General features: G+C 46.4%; 17 protein-coding genes. 6 read left to right on the plus strand and 11 right to left on the minus strand.

The genetic code is table 11. The features are described 5' to 3' along the window. Positions 1 to 13: 13 nt before the first annotated feature. The 7 genes from NQ542_RS14785 to NQ542_RS14815 form a co-directional block, all read right to left on the minus strand. Positions 14 to 1,876: an FAD-dependent oxidoreductase gene (locus NQ542_RS14785; RefSeq protein WP_005639854.1), complete on the minus strand. Its 1,863-nt coding sequence runs from the start codon at positions 1,874 to 1,876 to the stop codon at positions 14 to 16. A 6-nt stretch (positions 1,877 to 1,882) separates the two neighbouring features. After that, the gene (locus NQ542_RS14790) at positions 1,883 to 4,885 is read right to left on the minus strand and encodes an FAD-dependent oxidoreductase (protein ID WP_005639856.1); all 3,003 of its coding nucleotides are present in this window, start codon (positions 4,883 to 4,885) and stop codon (positions 1,883 to 1,885) included. A 51-nt stretch (positions 4,886 to 4,936) separates the two neighbouring features. Then, complete coding sequence (locus NQ542_RS14795) at positions 4,937 to 6,937, minus strand: FAD-dependent oxidoreductase (protein ID WP_005639858.1); 2,001 nt, start codon at positions 6,935 to 6,937, stop codon at positions 4,937 to 4,939. A 115-nt stretch (positions 6,938 to 7,052) separates the two neighbouring features. Then, on the minus strand, positions 7,053 to 8,891 hold the full coding sequence (locus NQ542_RS14800; RefSeq protein WP_005639861.1) for a RagB/SusD family nutrient uptake outer membrane protein: 1,839 nt from the start codon (positions 8,889 to 8,891) through the stop codon (positions 7,053 to 7,055). Positions 8,892 to 8,907: 16 nt separating this feature from the next. Continuing rightward, positions 8,908 to 12,255, minus strand: coding sequence for a SusC/RagA family TonB-linked outer membrane protein (locus tag NQ542_RS14805; RefSeq protein WP_005639863.1), 3,348 nt, complete (start codon positions 12,253 to 12,255; stop codon positions 8,908 to 8,910). A 117-nt stretch (positions 12,256 to 12,372) separates the two neighbouring features. Next, positions 12,373 to 13,356: a FecR family protein gene (locus NQ542_RS14810; protein WP_005639865.1), complete on the minus strand. Its 984-nt coding sequence runs from the start codon at positions 13,354 to 13,356 to the stop codon at positions 12,373 to 12,375. Positions 13,357 to 13,593: 237 nt separating this feature from the next. Continuing rightward, on the minus strand, positions 13,594 to 14,154 hold the full coding sequence (locus tag NQ542_RS14815; protein ID WP_005639867.1) for an RNA polymerase sigma-70 factor: 561 nt from the start codon (positions 14,152 to 14,154) through the stop codon (positions 13,594 to 13,596). A 196-nt stretch (positions 14,155 to 14,350) separates the two neighbouring features. On the opposite strand from NQ542_RS14815, the gene NQ542_RS14820 reads away from it, so the two are divergent. Beyond that, positions 14,351 to 16,606 carry an inorganic phosphate transporter gene (locus NQ542_RS14820; RefSeq protein ID WP_005639868.1) on the plus strand — a complete coding sequence of 752 codons (2,256 nt, stop codon included), beginning with the start codon at positions 14,351 to 14,353 and terminating at the stop codon, positions 16,604 to 16,606. A 157-nt stretch (positions 16,607 to 16,763) separates the two neighbouring features. Here the strand turns inward: NQ542_RS14820 and NQ542_RS14825 are convergent, their stop codons facing one another. Then, positions 16,764 to 17,642: a hypothetical protein gene (locus tag NQ542_RS14825; protein ID WP_005639870.1), complete on the minus strand. Its 879-nt coding sequence runs from the start codon at positions 17,640 to 17,642 to the stop codon at positions 16,764 to 16,766. 197 nt (positions 17,643 to 17,839) lie between these two features. Between NQ542_RS14825 and NQ542_RS14830 the strand changes: the two genes are divergently transcribed. From NQ542_RS14830 to NQ542_RS14845, 4 genes are all read left to right on the plus strand, one after another. Beyond that, complete coding sequence (locus tag NQ542_RS14830) at positions 17,840 to 19,186, plus strand: DUF5690 family protein (RefSeq protein WP_005639871.1); 1,347 nt, start codon at positions 17,840 to 17,842, stop codon at positions 19,184 to 19,186. A 36-nt stretch (positions 19,187 to 19,222) separates the two neighbouring features. Then, positions 19,223 to 20,011 (plus strand): phosphonoacetaldehyde hydrolase, encoded by a 789-nt coding sequence (gene phnX, locus NQ542_RS14835; RefSeq protein WP_005639872.1) that lies wholly within the window; start codon positions 19,223 to 19,225, stop codon positions 20,009 to 20,011. Positions 20,012 to 20,028: 17 nt separating this feature from the next. Further along, positions 20,029 to 21,126 carry a 2-aminoethylphosphonate--pyruvate transaminase gene (phnW, locus tag NQ542_RS14840; protein WP_005649844.1) on the plus strand — a complete coding sequence of 366 codons (1,098 nt, stop codon included), beginning with the start codon at positions 20,029 to 20,031 and terminating at the stop codon, positions 21,124 to 21,126. 129 nt (positions 21,127 to 21,255) lie between these two features. Further along, positions 21,256 to 22,059, plus strand: coding sequence for a phosphatase PAP2 family protein (locus tag NQ542_RS14845; protein WP_005639874.1), 804 nt, complete (start codon positions 21,256 to 21,258; stop codon positions 22,057 to 22,059). A gap of 36 nt (positions 22,060 to 22,095) precedes the next feature. Here NQ542_RS14845 and NQ542_RS14850 read toward each other — a convergent pair whose 3' ends face one another. Beyond that, a complete protein-coding gene (locus tag NQ542_RS14850; RefSeq protein WP_005639875.1) occupies positions 22,096 to 23,610 on the minus strand; it encodes a GH3 auxin-responsive promoter family protein in 1,515 nt (504 codons plus the stop codon). A gap of 79 nt (positions 23,611 to 23,689) precedes the next feature. Between NQ542_RS14850 and NQ542_RS14855 the strand changes: the two genes are divergently transcribed. Further along, the gene (locus NQ542_RS14855; protein ID WP_005639876.1) at positions 23,690 to 24,703 is read left to right on the plus strand and encodes an ATP-dependent 6-phosphofructokinase; all 1,014 of its coding nucleotides are present in this window, start codon (positions 23,690 to 23,692) and stop codon (positions 24,701 to 24,703) included. On the opposite strand, the gene rnc is transcribed toward NQ542_RS14855, so the two are convergent. After that, a complete protein-coding gene (rnc, locus tag NQ542_RS14860; protein ID WP_005639877.1) occupies positions 24,700 to 25,605 on the minus strand; it encodes a ribonuclease III in 906 nt (301 codons plus the stop codon). The genes NQ542_RS14855 and rnc overlap by 4 nt on opposite strands. A gap of 1 nt (position 25,606) precedes the next feature. Further along, positions 25,607 to 26,872 carry a beta-ketoacyl-ACP synthase II gene (gene fabF, locus NQ542_RS14865; RefSeq protein ID WP_005639878.1) on the minus strand — a complete coding sequence of 422 codons (1,266 nt, stop codon included), beginning with the start codon at positions 26,870 to 26,872 and terminating at the stop codon, positions 25,607 to 25,609. Positions 26,873 to 26,876: the final 4 nt, after the last annotated feature.

Consider the following 26,876-nt stretch of genomic DNA (forward strand, 5'->3'; position numbering starts at 1 on the left):
ATTTCCTTTTAGGTTATTTTATTTTCCGATAAATCATTTCCAAAGCCACTAATCTTGTCGTTTTACCGGCTTCTATGCCCGGCAGGTCCTTTCCGCTCAGTTTTTTCCAGGCGGTTAGAGTCGCCATATCCACCGGCTCCTGCAAACGTGCAGTCCATTCGGGAAGATAGCCGCGAAGTCCCAGATATTGCACCATGCGGAAGTGAGGACTCGTGTAATCCACATCCTTGAAATACATAAGTGTCGCCTTCTGGTCGACCAGCTTGTCCTGCAGACGGGAGAGGTCGATGTTCTGCACCTTCACCTTTCCGTCAATCGAAAGGGCGGAGGCGATACCAGCGGCCTGTCCCATTGCCATCCAGCAAGGCTCCATGCGCAGGGTGGAAAATCCGATGTGCGAACCCGACACCGGGACGGGCAACAGGAGGTTGCCCACTTCTTTCGGGACCATCACGCCATAGGGGACTGTGTATACTGCCGACGGATAGCTCAGGAAGCCGTCCAGATGCACTCTTCCTTCTTCTCTTTTCCGTACCGCATGCGAATCCAACGCATAATGGCTCGCCGTTATGCTGCTTTGGTGGATGGGCGGGCGGCTACCGATCGTTACCGGAATGGCATCGTTGGCGGTAAAGAAATATGCACCTTCGAAACGACGGCCTTCACGGACGTAGACCTGGCGCGGGAAATGTCCGTTGTCCGCATATTCGTCTTTCGAAAGTCCCCATTCTTTTGCTGCTTTGCGGAAGTGGGCGGGCAGTTCGGGGTCGTTTTGGGCGAACCAGAAAAGGCCTTCGGTGTATTCACGCAGACGTTGGGCGAACTTGTCGCGCCATTCCCACGAAGAGGTGGGCCAGGGCCAGTTCTCCTCAGGCAGGTCGGTCGATACGAACACACCGTGCTGGTTATTGGCGTCCGTCTTCATGTTCGGGACATGGACGATGTTGGTGATCTTGGCGATCCCCCATTTGTCTCCCGGAAGTTTGGAGGGGTTGCCGGCCTTGATATGTTTCCGGTTCTCTTCCATCATTTCGGGTGTCACGCGTTGCATGGCGGCATCCGTGTTGCGTCCGGTCCAGACATCCTCCACGATGGAGGCATAGTCTTCGCGGTTATAACGGGCCGGCTTGGTGAAGGCCACGCGGTTCGCAGGATTATTGGTCAGACAGAGGCGGTAATTGTAGGACTGCACGGCATTGTCTTTCTTGAACGTGCTGCCGTCCCCTTCCGGACCGCCCCAATATTTGTAGACGCGCCCGGCTCCGGGCTCGCCGAACTCGTCTTTCCCTTCGCGCCCTACACGGAAAGGAACGCCGGCGGCAGCTCCGAGGTCACCTTCGTAGGTGGCATCCAGGAATACAGAACCGGTATATTCCTCCATCTCCCCGGTTTCGCGGTTCAGGATACGGATCTTTTCGATGCGGTTGTCGCGCATGACTATGTTTTCATCTTCGGCATCGAACTGGCGCATGGTCAGGACAGTGATCTTGTCCTTCTGCCCGTCGAGCATCTTCTGGAAGATGCGTGCCCCGACGGAGGGTTCGAAGTGGTAGCCGTCGCTGCATACTTTCACCTGCTCGGAGCCAGGACCGTAGGTGTCGATATAGTGTTGTTTCACTCCGTCCACAAACTCACGGAACAAGCCGGTCGTTGCGGCACGGGTGGCGATGTCGGTTGCTCCGAGTCCGTTGGCGGGAAGTCCGCCTACATAGCGGGTACGTTCGAGTATTACCGATTTTTTCCCCATCCGGGCAGCCGAGATGGCTGCCATGATCCCTCCGGGGTTGCCGCCGACGATCACCAGGTCGTAGGACGACTGGCCGAAAGCGGTCGCACAGGCCAAAAGGAGGGAGAGTACAAGTGTTTTCTTTCTCATAAAGTGCTATTTACTGTTTAATATTTCTTGGGCATAACGGGCATAGTGGCCTTGCAGACCGTCGGCATACCGGCGGAGCACCTCTTCTCCGATACCGTCCTGGTCGCCGCATAGGTAAAGGGCTCTTGCCAAATGCAACTCCTTCAATGCGAGGTTACGGGTAGACGTGTCGTTGAGGTCGGGGACCGCATTGCTACGTGCTTCGGCAAATGAAAGGATCGAATGGCCCCGTACACCCGGTGTCGTCAGCATGGCCAGCAGTACGGGGACAGCTTCGCGGCTGCCGATTGCTTCGGTGGCCATAGTGATGGCACGGAAGTGGGAAAGATAGTCTTCCGGCTCCAGCTTCTTTGCTTTTTCCAATATGGTGGGAAGGACGGATGTATCGCGGGCGTTTCCCAATGCGGTGATAAGGGCATCCAAGCGGCTGAGGCACATCCCGAATTGTCCCATGCCGGTGTAGTGCCAGCCCTCGTCCCAGTTTTTATATTGCCGGATGGCTTCAGCCAGTACCGGGGCATGTTTCCCTTGTCCTAAGATACACAGGATGCTGGCAAGGATCACTCTCTCTTCCGGCATAGTGGCTCCGGCGATTTGTTTGCTGGCGAGCTGTATGCAACGTTCGGGATCGGTTAGTAATATTTCGAGCCCTTTATAATTATCCGTCACGCTGGCGATAGCCTTCTTCATCTCGGAATTACTGAAACCTTTAAACTCCTTATCCGTCAGCACCCGTTGCGGCAGATTCCCGATCTCGACCAGGTGACGCTGCACCTTTTTGATATCTATCTTGCGCGGAGATTTATTTTCTTTGACACATAGGGCGGAGAGGTAGCCGACTGCATATCCCTGGTTTTGCAGGCAGGGCTGCATACGAATCACCGGCATGACATCTCGGTGCGCACTTGCTCCCAGGCCGGTGGTCAGGATACCTTCCAATCCTTTCGGTAACAGGCAGCGCAAGGGGACATCTGCATCATAAATCTTGTGGCGCTTTTCCGGTGGGTTTAGGATGAAGAGCGGGTCTATGATCATACCGTGTGTATCGAACGAACTTTTGTGATAAGAAATCGTGTCGGGATAGCGGCGATGGTTGATCACGTCGTATACCGAGATGATGTAGTCTCCGATTATCCGCCGGCGTTCGCGTGTCTGGGGGATTTTGACCAGATCGTATTGTCCTTGCAGTTTTGTTTTGGCTTGGACAAAAGCGCGTGATACATCCAGAATATCCGTGTCGTCTACGAACAGCCAGTCGTTGTTGTTGTAATAGTCGCCCGGCGCCCATTTTCCAGTTCCCGCACCTTGTACGGCGATTGTTTTTTTACCTGTATAATCGAATGCCGCTCCGGCAGCAATGGCTATATCTGCGCTTCCAGTGCTGTCTATCAATATTTTGGATAGGATGACGCCTCGTCCGAAGGGAGTGGCGACTACGACTCCCTTTACTTGGCTTCCTTCTATCAAAGCACCGCATCCCATCACGCCGAACCAGAGTTTGCCTCCTGCCTGTAACAGCTCTTTACGATGCCATTCCATTTTCCAGTCGGCAGGGAAACGTCCTTCTCCTTTGGGTTGTCTTGGATGGTCTTTAGGTGCCATTGCCAGGACACTCTTGTCTATATGAGCGGTATATCCGCCTCGGAACCCATCCCAATAGACACCGATCATTCCTAGTGTACTCAATCCTCCAAGCCCGTGCAGGTATTCCAATACCAATGTATTGGCTCCCTGTTTGGCTGCAGATATTCCGGCGGACGCACCTGCTGTGCCGCCTCCCATCACAACTACATCGTAGCTGCCTAAAACCGGAAGCGCACCTGCTGGAGAGGCGACGAACCCCTTTTGCAGGGACGGACGGAGTGGGGAGAGCAGTTCGCCTGTTTGTCCGTAGTTTGAAGCGTTTACTTTAAGCTGGCGGACAGTGGCCTGAGCTGGTACGGGTATATCCTTTATCTGCCTGGCTACTGTTTCGCCCATCATTTCTCCTATGAACAGGGCCGGAACGGGGCGCATCACTTTGGCTGCCAACTCTCTTGGTATCTCAGCACAGGGACCGAGTACCCATAGGTTTGCAATATTCTTAGATTTGAATGCTTGCATCGGTAACTTGCGCCAGGACACCGGATTCCCGTTATATGCTTTCTCGCTGTTAATCGTTTGTTTCGGAATATACCAGAGCAGATCCGAGCTGTCGACCTGGTCTATATCCCATGTCCGGTTACGGATGATCTGTTCGACCTCGGCCAGTGATGCATACGAGTCGTCTTTGAGTGGTAAATGGAATGTATAGCGGGTGACCGGATAGCTTTTCTCACCAACCTTGATGGGCTGGGATAATTCTTCGGCCTGGATAATTTCCGGTGCTTCTTTCGGGGTATTTCCTACTACGGTATAGCAGAATTCTTGCGAACCTGCGATAAAAGGTTTACGTTCTGCTCCTAATAGTCCGGCAACGGATGCATTGTGCGTCGCATCGATAATCGCTTTGCAACGGATAGCCTGTCTGCCCGAACGGTTTGCAATCACGACTCCCGCAGGTTTACCGGACGGGTCCGTCAGCACATTCGTTACATAGCTGCTGTAGAGGAACTGTACGTTGTTGTCGATCAGCTCGTCTTCCAGCGTTTTCTTTATATGAAGCGGAGTCGGGAAATTTTTCCCCGGAAAGAGCTTGCGTGCAAGTGCTGTCTGCAGTTTTTCCCCTGCTTCTCGCTCGTAGAGATGTGAGCCGCATATGTCTTCACCCAGATAGGGCATATAGCCAACCAGGTAAACTCGACTACCTGTTTTCGCTGCGGCAACAGCAGCGGCAATAGCACGTGAACTTCCACCCGCGACCACAAGATCTACTTCTGCAATCACCGGAATCTTACGCGCCCCTTCATGGCAGAACCCTTCATCTGGAACGGCTGACTTCATGGCCGCTTTTGCTTCCGTCACGCTACCTAAAGAGGCTAATGCGCCTCCGGCTGCCGTTACTTTTAAAAAATCACGTCGTGTAATCATGGTATTCTCTTTTTATACTTGGTTTTTATGGGAACTATAAAGATAAGAATTTTATTTTTTAGGAACTAATATAATAGCATCGGCAAATAAGGCACCCTTCGAACGGCAGCCGTCAATCTTGATAGAAGATGTCCAGTTGCCTTTCTCAAACGCGTATGTGCCTAAACTTACCCATGCACCTTTGTGAGATCTGGGAGATATTTCTACTTGCTTGGTCCCCTCTTTACCCGTAATGTCAAAAGCCATAACTTCGGGCATTTCCTGGTCGGGAAGAGCTGTGCAGTAAAAGAACACTTCGTATGTATCCGCCTTTTTAATAACAGGCATAAAGGTGAAAGAGCAATTGTTCTTTTGGTTCGCCGACTTTAAGAAGCTGTTCTTATAATGCGCTCCAAAGCTTTTTTGCCAATGTCCGGATCTTTCTATTTTGTCGATATCGCTGTCATCGACTAATATTTCGGGAGTAGAACCGTCCAGATAAGGATTCTCTTTCAGGATTTTCCTTAGCTTGGTTACGTCTATTGTCTGGACGTCGGTATTATCGTCGATCGCTAATGCCGATGCTACGGCTGCCGACTGTCCCAGCACCATAAAGACCGGTTCCATCCGGATCGATCCGAAAGCGATATGGGTGGAAGAAATACATACGGGGACCAGTAGATTAGTACATTCTTCGCGTTTAGGCGTAATGCTCTTGTACGAGATCGGATAGGGTGGGAAGCCATGATATTGGACATCCCCTTCATTTTTTACCATACCGTTTGTAACGATACGTTGGCAATTATGAGAGTCCATTCCGTAGGCGGCCATTCCGATTGCATCTCCCACAGTCTCTTCCCCTTGGCAATTTTTTTGTGTCATGATATATTCCCCGTTCAGGCGTCGGGCTTCGCGCACATATAGTTGGGTCGGAAAGTTATCATTGTCAACAAATTCATCTTTCGCCCATCCGAATCTGGAAACCTGGTCGCGAAGTTTGGAAGGGACTCTTTCATCGTGTGTGAGGAAATAGAGCAGTCCTTTTGTATAGTCTACATGTTCTTGCCAGATCCGTTCGCGGGTTGCATAGTTGCCATCCGGATATTCGTAATTCATACCGATCATATCAGTTGATAGTGGTCCGCGATTATTCACGTCATACTTATTATCTGGCATCATACCCCAGTTAAATAAGAGATAATTATCTATGTGTAAATCCATTTTACGGATAGCACGTGCCAATAGTTCATATTTGGCCGGATCATAGTTTTCAGGTTTTTCGAACGGACGTTGATTTTCTTTATTGTCGGTAAGGCATAAACGGAAATTGTATGCTTGTACGAGTTTATCTCCACTTCCTCTTTCTTTCAGTGTATTAGGTTGGATTCCCCAACATAAGCCACTATTCGGATCGCCTTCTTTTAGATATGGGTCTACTCCGTCCGGAAATTGATGCCAGAAAGACATCTGGACTCCATTAAGAGTCTCGTCGTATTCTTCGTTTCCTTCACGTCCGACAAAGTAGGAAACACCGGCTTTTGCCATTAAATCTCCTTCATACGAACAATCGATGAATTGTTTGGCTTTAACTTGTATCAAGGTCTTTTTGTCTGGTTTCTGGGAGTCTTCCAAAGTGATACTTTGTATTCTCTTATTCTGAACTTTAGCATTTGTTATCCGGCGATAATACAGGACATCTAAATCTGCATCTTTCACAAAGCGGTTCATGGTTGCTGTTGCGACACTCGGCGGAAAGGTCCATTGCTCGAATTTATTATAATGCTCTCCAATGCGACGATAGAAAAGGCGTGCCAATCCGGTAACTGCATATTTGTTTCCGATATCTGTTGCACCTAATCCACCAGTAGTCATACCTCCTAAATATTTACCAGGCTCTACCAAAAGAACGGATTTACCCATCTTTTTTGCAGAGTAAGCAGCTACAACACCTGCGGATGTTCCTCCGTATATGCAAATATTGACTTCTTTGACAGCGGATGTATTTTCCTTTTTTTGAAAATGGCAGGAAAATAATGTTATACAAAGAATACAAGGAAATAATTTATACTTCATAATGGCGATATTTATTAATCGAAGTTTTAAAAATATTATTTCAATGGATAATCGAAGCCTCAATTATGGATTTTCAACATTGAAAATCCATAATTGAGGCTTCGATTGCTAGAGATTAATACCCGTCGTTTTGCGTTAGGTTACCGTTGACCAAAATATCGTTAGCTGGAATAGGCCACAAATAGTTTTTCTTTGGGTCAAAAGACATTTTGTAGAATGTAGTGATATATCCAGCGGTTTCCATAGGTGCAAGATTGGGCAGTCCGTTTTCATCGATTGTCGGTATGCCACCGATAGGATAGTAACCTTCGTCCCAGTTCTTTAACAAAGTTATGAAGTCTTGAGACAATTCGATGTTTGATTCACTGCCGGTCAAACCATTCCAATTGGCGGAGTTAGACCAGGCACGATTCAAGTAATACATGGACTTGTTGTGTGATTTTTCAGCAATGCGCCAACGCAACAGGTCGCGATAACGAATCCCCTCGAATGCGAATTCCGAACGACGGTCCATGCGGATGATTTTGCGTAAAGCCTCTTGTGATTGTACTTCTACGCGGGGGTAAGCGATACCTGTTTCGCGATAGGCACGTTCACGGATCAGATTGATCGTTTTGTCCAAGTCGTCTTGTGTACATTGTCCCATTTCGTTCTTCGCTTCCACGTAAGTCATCAGTACCTCAGCATAACGTAGGTATGGATAACAGTTGTCTGCTTTTAGATTATAATTGTTGAAATCTTTCCAGTCATCCTTCACAAATTTACGGAGAATCAATCCGTTATAAGCTGAATGTTGATTCGATGCTTTGGAGTCAGTGTTGACTACCATTTTACCGGTAGACACTTCGTATACCGTATTTGCATAAGGACTGGGATTGAATTCATAGCCTAATGTGATATAATCTGGATATTTTTCAGGAAATGTCCCATCTTTTTTGGACTGTTCATATTCTGCATAGTCAGCAGAGTATTTAGTTTTGAAAGGTTGGATTGTCATTGCCAGACGCGGGTCTCGGTTGGCAAATGGATCTTTCGGGTTATAGAGCGGTGATTTGTCAATAGGCAAACCGTCCGTGCAGGTGTAGGAACAGAACAGCTCCAATGATGGACTTTGGTTGCAATGGCCACCGATTTTGCGTATGACAAAGTCACGTACATTTTCCATGAAACCATATCCTTTTTTTAATGTCAAGTCTCCTTTGAAATAAAACATAAATTCGGGAGAACTGGTAGCTTGGAACATTTCCCGATAATTGTCGTGTAATTTGTAGACTCCGAGATCCATACATTTTTGTGCAGCATCAACGGCGGTTTGCCAGTCTTCGTGGAAGAGGGCAAAACGGGCTTTGAAACCGAGGGCGGCTCCTTTGGTCGGCCGTTGTTGACCTTTGTAGGAATTGGGCAGATATTCGGCCGCTTTGTCTAAACATTCAAAAGCATATGCAAGCACTTCGTTTTTGGGTGAGCGGGTTGCCACGTATGCTTCATCCAAAGTCATACCTTTATTCAACACGCAATCTCCATAATAGGCAGTCAGTTCACAGTAGGCAAACCCTAACATGAAATAGGCTTCCCCCTTGTATTGGTTTACTTTGCTTTCACTGATTCCGGTCGCAGAACCATTGTCCAATGCTTGAATTACTTTTGTTGCACGGGCGATGGACTTGTATAAGGAACTCCAGCGTGTGGAGGAGGTCCCCCATTGAGAAGTGACTGTTCCGAGCGTAACTTCGTTGGAACCATTTCGGTTTAACAAATCATCATCCCAATAGATGGCGTCAATCGGAAAGAAGTCTGGTCTCCACAAATCATTAAGTGCCATTTCTATTTCGGTTTCATCGTGATACCAATTTTCACTCGATCCTTCAGAAAGTGGATTTAGGTCGAGGTTTGCACAGGCTGTCATGCTTAGTGAGACTATTCCGGTTAATAGATATTTGTTTATTTTGTTCATAACAGGATTTTTTTAATTAAAATGAAACATTCAAGCCAAAAATATAAGAAGACATGATCAAGTCTTTTGCGCGATCCCCCCATTCGGGATCGAATCCTTCGGGATATTTCGAGAAGGCAGGCAGGTCATTCGCACTGAAATAGACTCTCAACTTGTTAACAAAAAACTTCTTCGTGAATTCAGATGGGAGCGTATAACCTAATGTGATGTTTTTGATACGCATATAAGCTCCGTTGAAAATATAGAAGTCACTTTTTGCATAAATATTGGCACTATTGGTCGTCAATTTCGGATATTTTGCCTTGGCATTTTCTGCATCCGTTGCTGTCGGACTCCAATGGCTTTCGATCAGATTTACCGGACAAGCATATGCTTGATAATTGAATGGTGTACCGGGCCAGTTCCAGTAGGCTAATTGATGTCCAACACCTTGAAATGATAAATTGAAATCCAAGCCTTTCCATTCTGCCCATAGAGAGCCACCGTATTGCATTTCTGGTAGGGAATTGCCCAAGCGTACACGATCGGCGGAAGCAGTGATTTTGCCGTCTCCATCTATATCTTGGTAACGTATGTTACCTGCTTTATCGTTGTTAGTCAGAACTGGAATGGTATTTCCGTTTTCGTCCAACATGGCAGCATCATTCAAGATAATGCCCATACTTTTGTATCCGTACCATTCGTTAAAATAAGACCCTTCTTCAGTGATCTTGTTATCATCGATTTTCTGTCGGTTTGCCATGTATCCCATTTTAGAACGATAATCGGACAAATTGAAACTTACACCGTATCTGAAATCGTTGATTTGATCGCTCCAGGAAAGTTCAAGATCCCAACCTTTCGTATTCATATCGGCTGCGTTGTTTTGCGGTGCGTTATAACCAAAATAAGAAGGGAATCCAACTTCCATCAGCATATCAGTTGTCTTTTTGTAATAATAATCGGCTGATGCACGAAGTCTGTTATTTAGCAAAGTGATGTCAGCTCCGAAACCATAGGTGGTGGTCGTTTCCCATGTTAGGTTGTTGAAAGCATAGTCTGTCTGATAAGCCGTTTGTACGACATCTGCTACACCTGTAGTTGCATTTGGAATAAAACCTGTGCCAAAACTGAGTATTGCTTGATAAGGAAACTCCTTCCCTAGACGTTCGTTTCCCAATTGTCCAATTGAACCGCGTAACTTTAAATAATCTACAATGCTTTTGTTGAACCAAGGTTCTTCGGAAATAACCCAACCTGCACTAACGGAAGGAAATGTACCCCAACGGTGGCCATCAGCAAAACGTGGAGAACCATCTGAGCGAATATTAGCTTGCAGCATATAGCGATCTGCCCATGAATACATGATACGACCGAAGAATGAACGATAGGCATTATGTCCAGCTTTTCCGCTATTGTATTGGTAGTCTTCAGGCCCTAAATTCAAGTAAGGATAATTGACCAAATTAAAATTGGTTCGTGAAGCACCTTCTTCTTCCCATTTGTAAGAATAATCTTCATAACCAGCCATCAATCCGATAGAGTGGCGTTTCAGTTGCATTTTATAGTTGGCATAGAACTGCTTAGTCAAGCTATGGTTGTCGTTACGACTTTCACTGAGACTAGTTGAAGCATAGCCAACTCCGGGAATCGGGTCACCGGTGATCCGGTAGACTTCGTATCTTTTGCGATGGTCTTTTCCTTTGTAAAAAGAATATTTTGGTGCTACGATGGCAGTTAATGTTAATCCTTCTATGGGTGTGATATCTAATTGTAATTTACCACCCACACTGTAGTTCTGTTTTTTCATGGAACCGCCTAATTGGTGCTCGGCAATAGGGTTGTCACCATCTTTGCCATCGGCAAAACGTCCGTCAGACCAATAAGCATTGTAGATCGGTGCACGCTCCATTAAGGTAAAGATCGATCCGTGAGGTTCATTTGCGTTAGAATAGAGTAAATTCAAGTCAACATTGGCATGTATCCAATTATTGATTTGGTAGTCATTGTTCGTGCGGATATTGAAACGCTCGTAGTCTTTTGTTTGGATAAGTGCTTCCGAATTGTAATAGTTGAGACTGAAGTTTGTTTTCAGTTTTTCTGTACCTCCACTGAGCGAGAGAGAGTGTCTTTGGTGATGTGTGCTACTTTTCAATCCTAAATCCATAAAGTCGGTATCTGCATAGCGGTCCGGATCTTCAGCTCGTAGTTGTGCGTAATTGTTGATTACATCTTCGGAGTAAAGTGAATGGAGGGATGATGCACCATCGTTGAAAGCTAATTCGTTAAGACCACTCATCCATTGTACGGCATTAGCGAATTTAGGTTTTGCGGTCGGTGTGTTGATGCCGTATTCTCCATTATATGAAAGATGGAATTCCTTGTTTTTGGCACGTTTGGTTGTGACCAATATGACACCTGCCGCTGCGCGTGAACCGTAAATAGCAGCCGAAGCTGCGTCTTTCAAAACCTGAATGTCTTTTACGTCTTCAGGGGCAATATCTGTAAGAGTGCCAGGCACTCCATCCACGATCACTAATGGGTCATTAGTTGACATGGTCGTGACACCACGTACGCGGATAGTAGCTCCGGCTGACGGGTCACCGCTGGAACGTGTGATCTGTACGCCGGCCATCTGTCCTTGTAATTGACTGGAAAGCTGCGGTGTACTCTTCATCCGAAGTTTGTCGCCTCCCAAAGAAGAGGTCGATCCTGTCAGGTCGATTTTGCGTGCCGTACCGTAGCCGATCACGACGACTTCATCCAATGTCTCCGAATCTTCTTCGAGGGTGATGTTGTAGGAGTTTTGTGAACCGACTTTTATTTCGGTCGGCTTGTATCCGATGTAGGAGATCGAAAGTATAGCACCTGGTGCTATACTGATGTTGAAGAGGCCTTCAACATCAGTAATGGACCCGTTAGTCGTTCCTTTCTCTACAACATTGGCTCCGATGATCGGGTCACCGTTATTGTCTAGGACTTTCCCCGTGATTTGCTTGGCCTGTTGTTGCCGTGCGTATGCTTTTCGCATAATGTTGATATTCCGATCGTTGATCGTATAAGTCAGTCCTGTTCCTGTCAATGCTTGTGTCAGGATTTCATCGATTTGATTACTGTTGGCCTTTATGTTGACTTTAATGTCTGCAACATCTTTATCTACATAGAAAAATAGGAATTCGCTTTGTTTTTCTATCTGTGAAAACAAGTCGGTGAGAAGCATCCGTTCAGTTTTGATGGATATCACTACCGATTGTGAATAGGTAGGTTCCGCTTGCATAGTGGAAGGTAAAACTGTTAATAGCGAAACCGCCGTAATTTTTGTAATTGCTACTAATTTTTTCAGGCTTTCAGGATGAAGATGCCTGTAATACGAAACATTTTTCATGCTTATGTATTGATTTAAGAGATTAATAATTTACTTGTTTCATGGTGTGACCCTGTTCGCTTAGTGTAGGTCTCAGTGCTACTTTTAACATTAGCGTTTTCTCATAGGCATTATTTTTTAGTGTGCATGTTGGATATGATAATTTCCTGTTTTATTCGTCCACCGTATAGGCAAACTGTGTGAGATTACTTTTAGGATCTGTTCTATGCTTTGTTTTTGATTGAATGTACCGGAAACGGTGATGGATGGATCTGCCAGTCTTTCATCATCAATCCGGATTTCTACTTGGTAGATGTCTTTCAAGTTCTCGATCAATTCGGTGAATGGAATCGATTTGTATTTCAACAGACCGTCTTTCCAAGCTGTGAAAGTGTCGGTGTCTATTTCTTTGACATCCACCTTGTTTGTCGACCGGTTGAAAGTCAGTTGTTGGTTTGGGGTCATCACGATATTTTGCTTTGCGCCTTCGAAACGGATGGAACCTTCCACAAGGGTTGCCGTGATATCGTCTGACTCTGCATCTGCCTTCACGTTGAAGTGCGTACCCAATACGGTGATAGAAGCACCGTTCATCTCTACTTGGAAGGGCTTGCTTGGATCTTTTGCCACTTCAAAATAGGCTTCACCTTCTAATTTGACGTTGCGGCTGTCTTTCCCGTATTTGTCGGAATAGCTTAAGCGGCTGTTTTTGTTCAATGTGATGATGGTTCCATCTTCCATCGTGAAGTTGGAGGTATGTTCGTCTGTCAGCAAGGTGTAGTGTTCGGATATACGGTCATTTGTATTATAAAGGAAAAGGGCTGTTGAGAAAATGAAAAGCAAACAGGCTGCGGCAATTAGTGGAATGGCGTTTCTCCATAATTGCCGCCGGGCAGTCTGCCTTCTTTGTACATTGATCTTTTGTTGCAGTTTGTCGGCCGAGAAAGCAGGGGCAACGGAATGTTTGAAAGCGACATCTGCATCCCAATAATTCTTGAGACGTCGGAATTCATCTCGATTTTTTTCGTTTTCGTTCAGCCATTCACTTAACGAAAGGATATCGTCCGAAGAACTTTCTCCACTCAGGACACGTGCGATTATATGGTTTATTCTGTTTTCCATTCTGTGTGTTTCTATATGTATAGTCGCTGGGAAGCGAGAATACCCTTAGTCGAAATGAGAAAAAGATAGAAAATTTTCATCTGTTCCCATTCGGAGAAAATAAATTTCCCACTGTGGGAAAATTTATTTTCAATAGGAGGAAACAAAATTTTCAATAGGTGGAAACAAATGTTTCCTGGGCATGAAACAGAAGTATCCTATGCATGAAATTTTTGCTTCATGCCAGAGTGTTGCTTTTCAGATGCAATCGTCGGCAAGTGTTTCCCGCAGTTTGCGGACGGCATTCGTCAAGTGTGCCTCCAATGTTTTGACGGAGATGTCGAGGATGGCAGCCACTTCTTTATATTTGAGCTTGTCCTCGCGGACGAGTTTGAAAGCCATCTTGCATTTGGCGGGTAGCGAGTCGATTGCCAAGTTCAGGCGGTGAATTCCTTCTTGGCTGATAAGCTCTTCTTCGGGAGTCGTTTCGGTCGATGTGAAAAGGTCGATGGAGATTTCGTCCAGCGATACCTGCTCCATGTGCTGTTTGCGATAATAGCTGATCGCCTTGTGGCGGGCTACCGTATATATGTAAGAATCGAAATTAGAGATGCCGGGTAGCTGTTTGCGGTTGTTCCAGATAGCTAAGAAGGTATCGGATACGATCTCTTCGGCTTCTGCCGGCGATGAGACATACATACCCGTAAATCGCATTAGTGGCCCGAAATAGGTCATGTAAAGCGATTTAAGAGCGGTTTGTGAATCCGATAAGGCCATTTCACAAGCCCACTGTATGATATCGTCTCGATTCTCTCCCAAGTGTGAGTAAGATTAACAATGTTCTTATAATAAAAGTCGCGAATATAGCGAAAATCCCTTAGTCCGGTAACATTATTTTTTTATTCAACTGTTTCTGTGGATGTATGGTTTGACTTGTAACATGTTTGTAATATCTATGTCATTTTTGCGTAATATTTGTTTCAGACCTTTGCAACCAAATACATAACAAGCAATTATGGAGACATTCTATCTCTTTCTGATCATTTTCCTCTTTGTGCTGGCGGTGTTTGACCTGTCAGTCGGAGTTAGTAACGATGCAGTCAATTTTATGAATTCGGCAATAGGATCGAAAGCTGCATCTTTTAAAGTAATAATGGTGATTGCCGCGATCGGCATCTTTGTCGGTGCTTCGCTATCCAACGGAATGATGGATATTGCCAGGCACGGAATTTACCAGCCGCAACATTTCTATTTTTCAGAAATTATGTGTATTTTGCTGGCTGTCATGCTCACCGATGTGGTGTTGCTGGATATTTTTAACTCTCTGGGGATGCCTACTTCGACTACCGTTTCGCTGGTATTCGAATTGTTGGGCGGTACGGTTGCAATTTCATTAATCAAGATTGCCAATTCTAATGGTGCACTCCAGTTGGGTGACCTGCTGAACACGGATAAGGCTTTTACGGTGATACTTGCCATTTTTCTTTCAGTGGCGATCGCTTTCTTTTTCGGGGCCATTGTTCAATACATTTCTCGCTTGATTTTTACTTTCAACTACAAGAAACACATGAACTATTTTATCGGCTTGTTCGGTGGTTTGGCTGCCACTTCCATCTTGTATTTCATGTTGATAAAAGGTTTGAAAGAAAGTTCCTTTATGGAAGGTGATCTTAAAACGATGATTTATAGCAATACGGACACGATCGTGTGGGGAGCACTTATCTTTTTCACTTTATTGATGCAGGTTCTTCACTGGTTGAAGGTGAACGTTTTTAAAGTGGTGATCTTGCTGGGAACGTTTGCCTTGGCTTTGGCGTTTGCCGGTAATGACTTGGTAAACTTTATCGGTGTTCCGTTGGCAGGCTATTCTTCTTATATGGATTTGATGGCGCAGGGAGGCACGACTACAACCGACACTTTCCTGATGGAGTCGTTGCTTGAACCGGCCAAAACCCCGTGGTACTTCCTTGTTGGTTCCGGCTTGGTCATGGTGATTGCCTTGGCTACTTCGAAAAAGGCGCAGGCGGTGATCAAAACGTCTGTAGACTTGGCCCGGCAGTCGGATGGAAATGAAAATTTCGGAACATCGCCCGTTGCACGTGTTCTGGTGCGTACGTGCAACAATGCCTCCAATACGATATTGAGCGTGGTGCCTTTGCGAGTGAAGGACTGGATTGACAGCCGTTTCAATAATAACGAGATAATACTTGAAGATAAGGCCAGTTTCGACTTGGTGCGTGCTTCGGTGAATGTCGTGCTTTCCGGTCTGTTGATTGCGTTGGGTACTTCGTTGAAGTTGCCGTTGTCTACGACTTATGTCGCTTTTATGGTGGCGATGGGTAGTTCTCTGGCCGACCGTGCTTGGGGGCGTGAAAGCGCAGTTTACCGTATCACCGGTGTGCTCTCCGTGATCGGTGGTTGGTTTATTACGGCAGGTGCAGCCTTTACGATCTGTTTCCTGGTTGCTCTGTTGATCCATGTCGGTGGTATTGCGGCAATGGCGGCGATGGTGGGGCTGGCGATCTATATGCTGATCCGTAACCAGATTCTGTATAAAAAGAAGATGAAGAAGGAAGCCATGCAGGAAGAAGTTGATTCCACGATTTCCAAACTACGTGAGACAAAGGACAAACGTGAAGCTCTTTCGCTGTTCCGTGAACATAGTCGCGACGAGCTTTGCGACGTGCTGAACTTCGCTTCCGACACTTTCAACCGCTCTGTTCATGGCTTTATGGATGAAAACCTGCGCGAACTTCGCAAGGTTATGAGCGCGATTGAGGAAAAGAAGAGTTACTTGAAACAGGTCAAACGTGTCGGCACGTTGGGCGTTACCCAGTTGGAGCATGATATTGCGATCGATAAAGGTTTGTACTATTATCAGGGGAATGATTTTGCCAGCGAGATCGTGTTCAGTATCCGTCGTCTGACGGAGCCAGGCAAAGAGCATGTCGACAATCATTTTAGCCCGCTTTGTGAAGTACAGAAGGAGGATTTCGGAAAGATGACCGATGAGATCGTTTCTTTCCTGAACCGCAGTTCGGTTATGATCGAAAGCAATGATTACCATCGTATGGATGACCTGATTGCCGAATCGGTCGATCTGACGGCTAAACTGACGCTTCTGAAGAAGGAGGAACTGAAACGTATCCAAGGACAGAGCGGTAGTACGAAGGTCAGCATGGTCTACCTAAATATGGTACAGGAAGCGCAGAATGTGGTATCTTTTACGGCAAATTTACTGAAGGTGAGCCGGAAGTTCCAAAAAGAATAATCGGTGTGTTACTTTTCTCTTGAAAGAAAAGTAACCAAAAGTTCAAGGCTTAACCGTCTGGGCTACTCCGGGCAAAGACTACGCTGTCGCCTGCCCGGAGTAGCGAAGCAGGTTCGGCCTTGACTTTTTGGTTACTTTTGGGTCAAGCCAAAAGTAACTATAACAATAGCATTGTCTTTTCTTTGACAAGATCACTCTCATCCATCTGAAGCGAAGGAACCGTGCACATCTTGATGTAGTCGCCGGTCTGACAGGTATAATCGTAATAAGCCTGTTGTTCGGAGGTGAAATCCTCCTTTTGGATCAAGCCGCTTTCCATGGATAAAAATTCTTCCGTATCCGTGCAGTCAGACTTCTTGATAAGTAGGATGCGGCGTGCAACCGGGTTCCGGTTGTAGTCAAGTCCGATATATAAACCGCGCAGTTGCCGGGGATTCCGGAAGAATGGGATTTGCAGATAGATTGTTACCAGCGTGAATTGAGGCGAGGGGTTTTCGCTGAACATGCAATAAAAGTTCTGTGGATCACCTGTGACTCCCATGCCCCATTGCGCCTCCCCGTAAGCATTTAACCGTCCGATGCGGATGTACTCCTTGTTTTCGGATAGACTGATGATAAAAGGTTCCATCTTCAGGCAGTCCGAGGAAGAAGAAAGGCTGTAACTCGTGTAAAGTCCGCATATGTTGTCCACCCGTGTGGTGGAAAGCAGTATTTCTTCTTGCAAATGGTCGAGGAAAGGATTGGCTTTCCGGTCGGGTTGTATGTTCGGTTCCATCCCTTCCAAGCGTTTCAACAATTCCGGCAGGACGGACAGCAGGCGTCGTTTGGATATGTTGTTGACCAATACGATCGCATGGTCCAATGCTTCCTCGTGCGAGCAGTTTTTCAGTTCCTCGAAATAAGTCGGGAGCACTGTTGTGTACAGAGAAGACAGGATGCTGGGAGCCATTCCGGCACAGTCGGCAATCTCCTTCATCTTGATCCCGTTATTGCGCAGATATTCTATCCGGCGGTAGAGTTCACGGAAGTCGTCCATGTTGTTCTTATTTACTGTTTTATATTGCAAAATAAATACAAGCGTGTTGCATTTCCGTTACATGAATGTTACATAAATATTGCTTTATAATCGGTTGATTTATAATATATATAAATAATGAACATTCATGTTTTCAGTAATATTCCTGTAACATGCCACGTCTACTTTTGCAGCCGTAAACAAAATGACAGCATGTTATGAACAACGAACAACAAACTAAAAATCCATCTCGGAAACGGTTATCCGATTTTCTTTTTATCCTCTGGGCCGGCGGTGCGGCTCTTTTATCTTATTCATTGGTATATGCACTGCGCAAGCCTTATACGGCGGCGGCTTTCGAGGATGTCGAGTTCTTCGATATGGATTATAAGGTGGTTGTTACGATCTCCCAGATAGTAGGATATGTGATTTCTAAGTTTATGGGGATCAAGCTGATCTCCGAACTGAGACGGGAAGAGCGTTTGAGGTTTATCCTGATGTCTGTTGTGATGGCAGAGCTTTCGTTGGTTTTCTTCGGTCTGCTTTCCGCTCCTTACAATATTGCAGCTATGTTCCTGAACGGCCTGTCGTTGGGTTGCATGTGGGGGGTGATCTTCAGTTTTATCGAAGGACGTCGGATGACGGATATCCTTGCCAGCCTGTTAGGTGTCAGTATGGTGATCAGTTCCGGGACGGCCAAGTCGGCTGGGTTGTATGTTATGAATAACCTGCATGTGAATGAGTTTTGGATGCCTGCATTGATTGGTGCTGTCGCATTACCTCTGTTAGCATTGCTCGGATATGCCCTGAACCGTCTGCCTCAACCGACCGAAGAAGATATTGCGATGAAATCGGAGCGTGCGACATTGAATGGGAAACAACGTTGGGAGTTGTTCAAGAATTTTATGCCTTTCCTCATGATGTTGTTCGTTGCCAATATAGCCATCGTGGTGTTACGCGATATAAAAGAAGACTTTTTAGTGAATATCATCGATGTTTCCGAATATTCGCCTTGGCTTTTTGCGAAGATCGACAGTGTGGTGACACTTATTATCCTTGTGGTTTTCGGATTGATGGTTTTTGTGAAGGATAATCTGAAAGCTCTTTCTATTCTTTTCGGGTTGATTATTATGGGGATGATCGTGATGTCTGTTGTCTCTTTCGGGCAGGAACGGTTCCAGCTTCCTCCTGTTGTCTGGCTGTTCGTCCAAAGTCTTTGCTTATACATCGCGTATCTTACTTTCCAGACGATTTTCTTCGACCGCTTCATTGCTTGCTTTAAGATTCACGGGAATGTAGGGTTCTTTATCGTAACGACGGATTTTTTGGGATATACCGGGACGGTGCTTGTGCTTGTGCTGAAGGAATTTTGCAACCCGCATATCGATTGGGCGGTATTTTATAACCAGTTTGCCGGGTATGTCGGTATCTTCTGCTGTATCACCTTCATTTGTTCTTTTGTATATTTGCATCAGCGTTTCCGTAAGGAAAACGGGTTGGCTGTCAAGAGCAACGAAGTACTCGAATTGGATACGGCTTCGCGGAATGCGATCACGATGGCTTGATAAAAGAATCAGTATAATAAAAGAAATAAATCAGTTATGAAAAAGATTTCATGTGTGATTATGGACTGGGCCGGAACGGCTGTCGATTTCGGCTGTTTTGCCCCTTTGAATGCTTTCCTGAAAGTTTTCTCTGAAGAAAAAGGAATTGATATAACCTACCGGCAGGCGCGTGAGCCGATGGGATTGTTGAAAATAGATCATATCAAGGCGATCCTGAATATGCCGGAAGTAAAAGCCAAATTTCAGGTTCGCTATAACCGTGACTGGAACATGGACGATGTAAACGAAATGTATCGGAGCTTCGAAAAGCATTTGTTCTCGTCTCTCCGCAACTTTACGGATCCGATCCCCGGTGTGCTGGATACGATGAAGCTGTTGCGTGAAGAAGGAATTAGAATCGGTTCTACAACAGGCTATACACAGGCGATGATGGAAGTGGTTCGTCCCGATGCGGCAGCTAAAGGCTATGTGGTGGATAACCTGGTTACTCCGGATGATGTTCCCGCCGGGCGTCCTGCCCCGTATATGATCTATAAGAATATGATCGACTTGGCTATTCCTTCCGTTGATAATGTGGTGAAGGTAGGAGACACGATCGCCGACATCAAGGAAGGAGTGAATGCCAAAGTATGGAGCGTCGGCATCGTGACCGGTAGCAACGAGATGGGATTGACAGAAGAGGAATACAACCACCGTTCGTCCGACGAATTGATCGAACTCAAGCGCGAAGTGCGTGAACGGATGCTGAATGCCGGTGCCCATTTTGTCTTGGACAACATTATGGAGCTCCCCTCCTGCATTGAGAAGATTAATGGTAAATATTGATTTATAATAAGGATATCATGAATACAAAAAGAAATTACCTGTTGCTTACCCCAGGTCCCCTGAGCACATCTGAAACAGTTCGCGAAGCGATGCTTCAGGACTGGTGTACTTGGGATAAAGATTATAACGAAGGAATTGTAACCCCCATCCGTAAGGGCTTGTTGGCTATTGCCGGACTGGATGAAGACGAATATACGGATGTCTTGTTGCAAGGCAGCGGAACATACTGTGTGGAGGCCACCATCGGTGCAGCCGTGAAGCCGACCGACAAACTTCTGATCCTGGCGAACGGTGCTTACGGCAAACGTATGGCACAGATTGCGGAATACTATCATATTGACCATGTACTGGTCTCTTTGCACGAGACGGAATTGGTGACTGGTGAAGTGGCTCGTAAAGCCCTCGAAGCCAATCCGGATATTACGCACCTGTCGATGGTACATAGTGAAACGACAACCGGTCTGCTGAACCCGATCGAAGAAGTGGCCGAAGTCTTGAAAGGTCGTAACATCACCTTTATCGTTGATGCTATGAGTAGCTTTGGCGGTGTGCCAATTGATATGAAGAAGCTGGATATCGACTTTTTAGTCAGCAGTGCCAACAAATGTATCCAAGGTGTTCCCGGTTTCGGTTTTATCATTGCGAAGAAAGATAAGCTGATCGCAACGAAAGGAAATGCCCGTTCTCTCTCGCTCGACATCTATGCGCAGTGGGAAACGATGGAAAAAGGCGGTGGCAAATGGCGTTTCACATCGCCTACACATGTGGTGCATGCTTTTTATCAGGCCATGAAAGAACTGAATGAAGAAGGCGGTATCGTTGCCCGTTCGGAACGCTATAAGCAAAACCACCGTACGCTGGTCGACGGTATGCGTGCGTTAGGTTTCAAAACTCTGCTGCCGGATGCTTCGCAAGGCCCGATCATCACCTCTTTCCTGTATCCTACTGCCGATTTCGATTTCCATTCTTTCTACGATCAGTTGAAGGCAAAAGGTTTCGTCATCTATCCCGGTAAAATCTCCGACGCTGATACATTCCGTATCGGAAACATCGGCGATATCTTCCCTGATGATATGGAAGCACTTTTGCAGGCAATACGATCAATAAGCTACTAAAAAATTTCAATAACCTTGTAAATAGTTCCCACATACGGGAACTATTTTGCCGTTAAGAAATAGCAAATCGATAGTTGTAATGTAAGAAGATTTTTGTTCCTTTGGGGGCGAAAATCAATAAGGTACTTAGTGAAATCTTTTATTTGTATTCTGCTGGCATTATTCCAGTTTACAATATTTACAGCGATAGGGGCGGTTGGTGAACCGCCCCTACATGAATTGCCCCTAAACCTTTCCCTGTCCGATGCAGGGGTACGGGATAGCACATCCCGGATGTCTGTCGTCGAATATAAATTCAAACCGAAAAGCCTGATCCTTCCCGCTTCCCTGATAACAGTCGGAGCGATTGGCACTGCCATAGACGGGATGAACGATTTCCATCTCTTTTCCCGCAAGGATTCCGTCAAGAAGATACGGATCGACGATTATATGGAATGGGGCATGTTGGGTTGGGTGTTTGTCTGCGACCTGATGGGGAAGGAGAAGCATAATTGGGTGGATCAGCTTTGCCTAGTAGTCATAGCCGAAGGCTTCAATGCTGCCATGACACGAACGGTCAAGTATACTGTGGGTGAAATACGTCCTGACGGTGGTCCTCATTCGTTTCCTTCCGGGCATACTGCCAATGCTTTCTTGGGGGCGCATATCGCTTGGAAAGAATTTAAGGACAGCAGTCCGGTGTTGGCCTATTCCGGCTATGCGTTGGCGACCTTTGTCGCCTGTTCGCGTTTATATAACAACCGTCATTGGGTGGCCGATGTAGTGGCGGGAGCCGGCTTTGGTATCCTTTCTGTCGAGCTGGCTTACTTGACCTATTTCCCTATCCGTAATGCGATCGCCCGTAAAATCAATATGAAGGGAAATGATCGCTTGGTCGTTGCCCCGACGTTTAGTCCTGATGGGGGCGGCCTTTATCTGTCATGGAAATTTTGAAGATTTATGATTTATGAATTATGATCGACATATAAATCATAAATCACAAATTTTCCCCAACTCCTCGATAAATGTCCGGTCGTTGCTGAGGCGGGGTATTTTGTGTTGACCGCCTAATTTTCCTTTCCTGCGGAGCCATTCGTAGAAGGTCCCTTCACGGGCAACTCGGATTTCCAGCGGTTGGAGGGAAATTTCTTTATAACGTTTTGCCTCGTAGTCGGAATTAAGCTGTTGCAAGGTCTTGTCCAGCAAGGAGGCGAAATCATCGAGTGAAGGCGGCATTTTCTCGAATTCGATCATCCATTGATGGCGGCCCTTTGCCTTGTCCAGCATGAAAAGGGGAGCGGCGGTATACTCTTTCACTTTGGCTCCTGTCTGGCGGCAAACCCTGCTGATCGCTTTGTCGGCATTGTCTACCATCAGTTCTTCTCCGAAGGCATTGATAAAGTTCTTGGTGCGTCCCGATATTACGAACTTGTGCGGATAAAGGGAGGTGAAACGGACTGTGTCGCCGATCTGGTAACGCCATAATCCGCCGGAGGTCGTGATCACCATCGCGTAGTTTTTCCCTACCTCTACAGCTTCTAACGGAAGGACGGTCGGATGTTCTTCCCCCACTTCGTTAATCGGGATAAATTCATAAAAGACACTATAGTCGATCATCAGCAAAAGGCTGTGTTCCTCCGGATTGTCTTGGAGGCCGAAAAAACCTTCCGATGCATTGTAGGTCTCCATGTAATGCATCCGGTCCGAAGGAATCAACGCTTTGTATTGGTCCCGGTACGGCTCGAAACTGATCCCGCCGTGGAAGAATACCTCCATGTTGGGCCAGACATCCGTCAGGTATTCGCTTCCTGTCTTTTGTAATACGGCCTTGATTAGTACCAGCATCCATGAGGGAACACCGGATAGGCTGTTCACGTCGGTTTTCCAAGTGCTTTCGACAATCGCCTTGATCTTGCTTTCCCATTCATCCATAAGGATGATCTTTTTGTCGGGGACGCGAATCAGGTTGACAAGAGGATTCAGGTTCTGCAACAGGACGGCAGAAAGGTCCCCGCAATGTGCATTCCGGTTCAAAGGGGAAGGACTGTGGCTTCCGCCCAGTATCAACCCTTTGCTGGCGAAAAAATGGCTGTCGGGATTATTCTGTAGATAGATGGAAACGGTGTCGAAACCGCCTTTGTAATGACACCCTTTCAGAATTTCGGGTGTGACGGGAAGGAACTTGCTTTTGTCGTTTGTGGTGCCGCTGCTTTTTGCGTACCATCGCACGACCGAAGGCCAAAGGATATTTCTTTCTCCGTTTATCATACGGGTGACGTATGGTTTTATGTCATCATAGGTCTGTAAAGGAATCCGCTCACAAAAGTCTGCATATCCCTGAATACTTTTGTAGTCGTATTTTAAACCCCATTCGGTATTTCGGGCGGTAGATAAAAGGGACTTCAGCTGTTTGTGCTGGATGGCATCTGCATCCTGGGCAAACCTTGCGATCTCTTTTTGCCTGGGGCGGAAGAGTAGTGATATTGTATTTGTCAGAATATCCATGCTCCTGTTGTTTGAATTGCATGCAAAGATACGATAAATTTAGTATCTTTGTACAACAAGTACTTAATCCCAAAAAACGATGAAAATAGGTATTCTTTCCTCTGGTGGCGACTGTCCCGGAATAAACGCCACGATACGTGGTGTCGGTAAAACGGCCATTATGCACTATGGTATGGAAGTCATCGGCATACACAGCGGCTTTGTCGGCCTGCTGAATAAAGATGTCCAGACTTTTGACGAACGTAGCCTTTCAGGTATCCTGAACTTGGGCGGTACGATCCTGGGGACTTCCCGCGAGAAACCTTTCCGTAAACTCCTGGCTTCAGGCGAAAGCGAGAAACCGCAGCTCATTAGGCAGAATTATGAAGAACTCGGCTTGGATTGCCTCGTCTGTATCGGCGGCAACGGGACACAGAAAACCGCAGGTATGCTCTCGGCGATGGGTTTGAACGTGATCGGTGTGCCGAAGACTATCGATAACGACATCTGGGGGACAGATATAACGTTCGGTTTCGATACGGCTGTCAATATCGCGACTGAAGCGATCGATCGCCTGCATTCGACCGCCAGTTCGCACAAACGGGTAATGGTGGTGGAGGTGATGGGACACCACGCCGGCTGGATTGCGCTATATGCCGGGATGGCCGGAGGTGCTGATGTGATCCTGCTACCTGAACTGGGCTTTGACATGGACCAGATAAACGAAGTGATCTTGGACCGTGCCCGCCGTGGTAAGCCTTATTCCATCGTGGTTGTGGCCGAAGGGATCGAAACACCTGACAAAGAGCGTCCTTCCGTCTATGTGACGCGTGTCATAGAGGAGGCGACAGGTATCGAAAGCCGCGATACCGTCTTGGGGTATATTCAGCGTGGAGGCAATCCTTCTCCCTTCGACCGTAACTTGGCTACCCGTTTGGGCGGACATGCTACGGAACTGATCGCAAACAGGCAATTCGGACGTATGGTTTGCATGAAAGGCAGTGAAGTCGAATCAATCCCTCTGTCTGAAGTGGCCGGTAAGTTAAAACTGGTAACTCCCGAACATGATCTGATCATTCAGGGGAAACGGATGGGAATATCGTTCGGGAATTAATTTTCAGCGGGAACAGCTTCTATGCTTGTTTCCGCTTTTCTTTTCTCTGTATCTGCTATTTCCTGTCCGCTATTTTCTACGGCTTCTTCAGGTAGATTTTCGAATTCGTTTTCGGCTGTGTTCTCACCGGTTTTCTTCTTCTTGAGTTCCGAGATGAATTGTTGGAATGTCTTGTCAGTCCGTAATTTCTTGATCGCCATCTTGGCTGCGCTCTGCTGGGATTCCTTTTTCGAATAGCCGATGCCTACGCCTATCTGTGTGTCAGAAAGCGTCACACCTGTCTGGAATACCGGATTTCCATCGTTGTCGGTAAACGATTCAATTAGGTCGAACGATATTTCAAGCTTGTTCTTTTGGCTCCATTCGATCAGACTCGATTTGAAATTGACTTCCTTACGGGCGATGGTTTCCAGATTGACATGTTTTTTGATGAGTACGTTTTGGATGAAATTATAGCAGACTTCGTAGCCTTGGTCCAGATAGATTGCACCGATCAGTGCTTCAAGGGCATTTCCATACATGTGGTTGTTGTGGGAACTAAGTTTGGCGGAGTACACGACCATCTTGTCGAGTCCCAGTTCGACAGCAACACGGTTCATCGTCTCGCGCTGTACGATTTTGGAACGGGTGTTGGTCAGGAATCCTTCCCGCTTGTTCTGAAAGTGTTTGTAAACGATATCGGCTACGACCGCATCCAATACGGCATCACCCAAAAACTCCAACCGTTCATTGTTCAGCCATCTGCCGTCACCGCTTTCTACGGAAGAAGATTTATGGAGGAAGGCTTGTTCATAAAGGTGGATGTTATCGGGATAAAAACCGAGTATCTTGTATAAAGAAGAATAAGGCTCCTTGTTCATGTTCTTGAGGAGCCTTATTCTTTTGTATAGCTTTGTAAACACGTTACTTCACAAATTTTTTAACAATAGCACAAGCGTTGTGACCTCCAAACCCGAAAGTATTGGAGAGTGCTGCCCGCACTTCTCTTTTTTGAGCTTTATTGAATGTGAAATTCAGTTTATAATCTATTTCAGGATCATCATCACCATCCGCATGGTTGATTGTCGGAGGAATGATACCATCGTTTATCGCCTTAATGCAGAACATTGCCTCGATCGCTCCGGCCGCTCCCAAGAGGTGTCCGGTCATTGATTTCGTCGAACTGATATTCAGGTTGTAAGCGTGATCTCCGAAAACTTCCTTGATCGCTTTTACTTCTGAGATATCTCCTACCGGCGTAGAGGTTCCGTGAACATTGATGTAATCTATGTCTTCCGGAGTCATTTCTGCGTCTTCCAGTGCGTTACGCATAACCAACTTGGCTCCTAATCCGTCCGGATGGGAAGCTGTCAGGTGGTAAGCATCGGCAGACATGCCGGTTCCGGCAATCTCGCAATATATTTTAGCACCACGAGCCAACGCGTGTTCCATCTCTTCCAGGACCAGACAGGCAGCACCTTCTCCCATAACAAACCCGTCACGGCTTGCGCTGAACGGACGGGAAGCGGTTTCGGGCGAATCGTTGCGGGTAGACAGCGCGTTCATCGAGTTGAACCCACCGACACCAGATTCCGAAACGGCAGCTTCGGCACCACCGGTTATAATTACGTTAGCTTTTCCTAAACGGATATAGTTAAACGCGTCACTGATCGCGTTGGTTGAAGATGCACAAGCTGATACTGTCGCAAAGTTGGGACCATGGAATCCGTAAAGCATGGAGATATGTCCGGCTGCAATATCGGAAATCATCTTCGGTATGAAGAACGGATTGAACTTAGGACCGATCGTGTCTTTGATCTTTGCATATCCTAATACTTCTTCGTCGAATGTCTTGATACCACCGATACCAGAGGCAAAGATAACGCCGATACGGTTCTTGTCTTCCTTGTCCAAGTCCATAGCAGCGTCGTCAATCGCTTGTTTTGCGGCATTTATTGCGAATAAACTATAACGGTCACATTTGCGGGCTTCCTTACGATCCATTACTGTCAACGGATCGAAGCCTTTTACTTCGCATGCAAATTGTGTCTTGAATTTGGATGCATCAAACTGAGTAATAGGCCCGGCTCCACTCTTCCCATTGATAATACCTTCCCATGTTTCCGGGAGAGTATTACCAAGAGGAGTAATAGCTCCAAGACCTGTTACCACAACTCTTTTTAATTCCATACCT

Origin of the sequence: Parabacteroides merdae ATCC 43184 (genome assembly GCF_025151215.1) — a bacterium.
GTDB lineage: Bacteria > Bacteroidota > Bacteroidia > Bacteroidales > Tannerellaceae > Parabacteroides > Parabacteroides merdae.

What these genes read in the sequence shown, in the direction of transcription:
- NQ542_RS14785 (WP_005639854.1), bottom strand. Translation starts at nt 1,876, where the DNA reads ATGAGAAAGAAAACACTTGTACTCTCCCTCCTTTTGGCCTGTGCGACC.
- NQ542_RS14790 (WP_005639856.1), bottom strand. Translation starts at nt 4,885, where the DNA reads ATGATTACACGACGTGATTTTTTAAAAGTAACGGCAGCCGGAGGCGCA.
- NQ542_RS14795 (WP_005639858.1), bottom strand. Translation starts at nt 6,937, where the DNA reads ATGAAGTATAAATTATTTCCTTGTATTCTTTGTATAACATTATTTTCC.
- NQ542_RS14800 (WP_005639861.1), bottom strand. Translation starts at nt 8,891, where the DNA reads ATGAACAAAATAAACAAATATCTATTAACCGGAATAGTCTCACTAAGC.
- NQ542_RS14805 (WP_005639863.1), bottom strand. Translation starts at nt 12,255, where the DNA reads ATGAAAAATGTTTCGTATTACAGGCATCTTCATCCTGAAAGCCTGAAA.
- NQ542_RS14810 (WP_005639865.1), bottom strand. Translation starts at nt 13,356, where the DNA reads ATGGAAAACAGAATAAACCATATAATCGCACGTGTCCTGAGTGGAGAA.
- NQ542_RS14820 (WP_005639868.1), top strand. Translation starts at nt 14,351, where the DNA reads ATGGAGACATTCTATCTCTTTCTGATCATTTTCCTCTTTGTGCTGGCG.
- NQ542_RS14825 (WP_005639870.1), bottom strand. Translation starts at nt 17,642, where the DNA reads ATGGACGACTTCCGTGAACTCTACCGCCGGATAGAATATCTGCGCAAT.
- NQ542_RS14830 (WP_005639871.1), top strand. Translation starts at nt 17,840, where the DNA reads ATGAACAACGAACAACAAACTAAAAATCCATCTCGGAAACGGTTATCC.
- phnX (WP_005639872.1), top strand. Translation starts at nt 19,223, where the DNA reads ATGAAAAAGATTTCATGTGTGATTATGGACTGGGCCGGAACGGCTGTC.
- phnW (WP_005649844.1), top strand. Translation starts at nt 20,029, where the DNA reads ATGAATACAAAAAGAAATTACCTGTTGCTTACCCCAGGTCCCCTGAGC.
- NQ542_RS14850 (WP_005639875.1), bottom strand. Translation starts at nt 23,610, where the DNA reads ATGGATATTCTGACAAATACAATATCACTACTCTTCCGCCCCAGGCAA.
- NQ542_RS14855 (WP_005639876.1), top strand. Translation starts at nt 23,690, where the DNA reads ATGAAAATAGGTATTCTTTCCTCTGGTGGCGACTGTCCCGGAATAAAC.
- fabF (WP_005639878.1), bottom strand. Translation starts at nt 26,872, where the DNA reads ATGGAATTAAAAAGAGTTGTGGTAACAGGTCTTGGAGCTATTACTCCT.